Source organism: Mesorhizobium sp. M7A.F.Ca.AU.001.01.1.1, from assembly GCF_004022735.1.
GTDB classification, from domain to species: domain Bacteria; phylum Pseudomonadota; class Alphaproteobacteria; order Rhizobiales; family Rhizobiaceae; genus Mesorhizobium; species Mesorhizobium ciceri.
Genome location: NZ_RZPF01000208.1, coordinates 1 through 2972, shown reverse-complemented (window position 1 = coordinate 2972; position 2972 = coordinate 1). Strand labels below are relative to the sequence as shown.

3 protein-coding genes and 2 pseudogenes are annotated in these 2972 nt (G+C 64.0%); 3 read left to right on the top strand and 2 right to left on the bottom strand.

Annotated features, from left to right (window positions below; genetic code table 11):
- From EN884_RS39540 to EN884_RS14935, 3 genes and pseudogenes are all read left to right on the top strand, one after another.
- Positions 1 to 239 (top strand): annotated as a pseudogene (locus tag EN884_RS39540) (hypothetical protein); the annotation flags it as partial.
- The gene (locus EN884_RS14940) at positions 236 to 544 is read left to right on the top strand and encodes a UBP-type zinc finger domain-containing protein (RefSeq protein ID WP_063169662.1); all 309 of its coding nucleotides are present in this window, start codon (positions 236 to 238) and stop codon (positions 542 to 544) included. The pseudogene EN884_RS39540 and the gene EN884_RS14940, both read left to right, overlap by 4 nt.
- 196 nt (positions 545 to 740) lie before the next feature.
- The gene (locus EN884_RS14935) at positions 741 to 1304 is read left to right on the top strand and encodes a cytochrome b (RefSeq protein WP_063169663.1); all 564 of its coding nucleotides are present in this window, start codon (positions 741 to 743) and stop codon (positions 1302 to 1304) included.
- A gap of 121 nt (positions 1305 to 1425) precedes the next feature.
- On the opposite strand, the gene EN884_RS14930 is transcribed toward EN884_RS14935, so the two are convergent.
- The gene (locus EN884_RS14930; RefSeq protein WP_013528612.1) at positions 1426 to 1608 is read right to left on the bottom strand and encodes a hypothetical protein; all 183 of its coding nucleotides are present in this window, start codon (positions 1606 to 1608) and stop codon (positions 1426 to 1428) included.
- Between the two features lie 127 nt (positions 1609 to 1735).
- A pseudogene (locus tag EN884_RS14925) lies at positions 1736 to 2972 on the bottom strand (transcriptional regulator); the annotation flags it as partial.

The window sequence follows — 2972 nt, the reverse complement described above, 5'->3', positions numbered from 1 at the left end:
GGCCAGCCAATCGGTGTTCGGATCGGCGCCGATGAAGAGGAAGAGATGGCGGATCGGACATAGGATCGGCGCAGATGGAGACGAGCCGCAGCGGCGTGTTCGCCATAGGCGATGTCCGCGCCGGTTCGGTCAAACGGGTCGCGGCGGCTGTCGGCGAAGGCGCCCAGGTGGTCGCGGCTCTGCATGCCTACCTCGCGCGCGGCAACGCCGACACATTTCGAATGGCCGGGAGACCATGATGGATGAATGCAGACATACGCGCGACATCAGGAAGGTCACGCCGAGCGCGCTCGGCTGCGAGGAATGCCTGAAGAGCGGGTCGCAATGGGTGCATCTGCGGCTGTGTCGTACCTGCGGCCATGTCGGCTGCTGCGACGACTCGCCCAACCGCCACGCCACCAAGCATTTCCACGCCATCAAGCATCCGATCATCGAGGGCTACGATCCGCCCGAAGGCTGGGCATGGTGCTATGTCGACGAGGTGTTTGTCGACCTCGGCGACGATGTGACCCCGCAGAACGGTCCGATCCCGCGCTTTGTTTGAGCGCCCTGGAGACGCCGAAGAAGAGCCCGGTTCGCCCGGGTTTTTCTTTGTCCAGCATTACGCGCTCGATGCCCGACTGTCCGCAAACTGACAGCCTACCCGTTCCAGTGTCCTGCCAGCTCACGATCATCCGAGCCCGACAAAGCTTTGACATGATCGCGGCTAGTTTAGAAACATTCAAAACTGGAAGGCTCGCATGCACCCCACCTATACAAGCGCGCAAAAAGCCATTCACTGGGCGGTGTTTCTGCTGGTCATCGGCCTTTATGGCTTGACCTATGTGGAAGAACTTTTTCCGCGCGGCGATCCCGGCAGCGCGCTCGTCTGGTGGTTCCATATTTCGTTCGGGCTGCTGTTGTTTGCGCTGGTCGTCATCCGCGTCGGCCTGCGCCTGATACTGGGAACGCCAGGGCTGCCGACGGAAATGTCGGACCTTGAACGATGGGCGGCCAAGATCGCGCATCTGCTGCTCTATGCGCTGCTGGTGACCATTCCGGCTCTCGGCATCCTGCTGACTTGGTATAGGGGCGACGCCTTGAGCTTCTTCGGCCTCTTCACCATCCCGGCCCCGGTATCGCCCGACCGCGACACGGCCCGGTTCATCAGGGAACTGCACAGCCTGTGCGCCAATTCGATCCTCATCCTCGCCGGAGTGCACGCGGCCGCGGCGCTATGGCATCATTTCATCCGCAAGGACGACGTGCTCAAGCGAATGCTGCCGGAAAGCACGCTCTCCTGGAGCAAGTCCGGGAAAGTGTGAAGTGGTTTCCCAGGAAAAGCGCATGGCGCCTTCCCTCGTTGATCGGGAGGGCCTTTCCCTCGACCTTCTTTTTTCTTCAGAAGGCGCTCTCCCCGAGAGGGCTAACGCCGACCGATAGCGCCTACCGCACGGAGCCGGTGACGGTCGGGTCGATCATGCTGGGAACCGACTTGCGTTCGTTTCCGGCAAGCGCCGCTATGATAAGCAGGCTGGCAACCACCGGGACAAACAGGATGGCAACGCGAGCCTGCACGTAAAATATGGCGCGCCATTCATTGCGCTTGTCGGGGCTGTTGCTCATCATACTCACTTTGTCGGCCCCCCGGGCCGTGACATAGAAGCTAACGGTTAAACAACTCCTTCCGACTTCGTTAACCTGGCGGATTTGAGGCGAAATTCCCACGCGATCCCCAAGATGGCGATCCCGGGCTTCAGTTGAGCCCGATGCGGCTGGCGCCCTGCCGGAACAGCGCTACGGCATCCGGTTCGAAGCGAAAGGTGCCGATGAAATCGTCGGCGCAATAGTCCGGCCTTGTCTTGCGGATGGCGGCGGCGAAGCCGCGCGCCTCGTCGAGCCGTCCGGCCAGCGCCAGGCAGTGCGCGGCGATCGCCAGTATGATGGCGTGGGCGTTGGGCCGCGCCGCCGCCTTCAGCGCCCATTCGGCCGCCTCCTCAAACTGGCCGAGCCGGACATGCGCCATGGCGCGTGCGCCCAGCATGCCGAACAGCAGCGGGTCGAACGGGCTGAGATGGCGCGAATGATCGGAAGAGCCTATCGCCGCTCGCGGGTCGCCCGACTGCGAATGCACGAAGGACAAAGCGTAGTGGCCGAGCGCGAAGTTGGGGCTGAGATCGACCGCCCGCTCGAGTTCGAGCAGCGAGCCGTCCTGCTCGCCGCGCAGCCACAGCGCCCGGCCCATCGCCCAATGGGCGGCCGGATTGTGGTCGTCGACCAGCAGGCTGTGGCCGGCGCTCTCGAAGGCCAGCGCGCTTTCGCGGTCGCGATCGCCCCAGCGCTGGAAGGCGTTCTGCCAGTGGGTGAAGGACAGGCCGGCATAGGCACGGGCGAAGGTCGGGTCGAGCTGCAAGGCCTGGGCAAAGAAATGCCGCGCCTGCTCGTTTTCGGCCTGGGTGAAGCGGTACATGTGCCAGAGGCCGCGATGGTACGCCTCCCAGGCGTTGAGCGAGCTGGGCGCCTTCAGCATGGCGCGGTTGCGCTCGACCGTTTCGATCTCGGCCGAGATCGAGGAGACGATGCTGTTGCCGATGTCGTCGAGCACGGAAAAGATGTCATCGGGCCTGCGCTCGAAGGTCTCGGCCCAGACGATCCTGGCGCTGCGCACCTCGATCAGCTCGACGCTGACGATGAGGCGGCCGGACGGGCTGCGCACCGTGCCGGTGGCGACATAGTCGACATTCAGCCGGCGGCCGGCATCCTCGGGCGCGATGTTCTGCTCTGCCAGCGCAAACACCGATCCGCGCGCGATGACGAAGAAATCCCTGAGCTTGGCCAGGCGGGTGATGATGTCGTGGGTGAAACCGTCGGCCAATCCGCCGCGCGTGCCGCCGCTCTCCTCGACAAACGGCATCACCGCCAGCGAAGCGTGGCTGGGCTCGACCGGGCCGGGTGCGGTGGGCATGGTGGCCACCAGTGGCGATAGCGTGGAC

Coding starts and splice junctions, on each gene's coding strand:
- EN884_RS14940 (WP_063169662.1), top strand. CDS start 236: ATGATGGATGAATGCAGACATACGCGCGACATCAGGAAGGTCACGCCG.
- EN884_RS14935 (WP_063169663.1), top strand. CDS start 741: ATGCACCCCACCTATACAAGCGCGCAAAAAGCCATTCACTGGGCGGTG.
- EN884_RS14930 (WP_013528612.1), bottom strand. CDS start 1,608: ATGATGAGCAACAGCCCCGACAAGCGCAATGAATGGCGCGCCATATTT.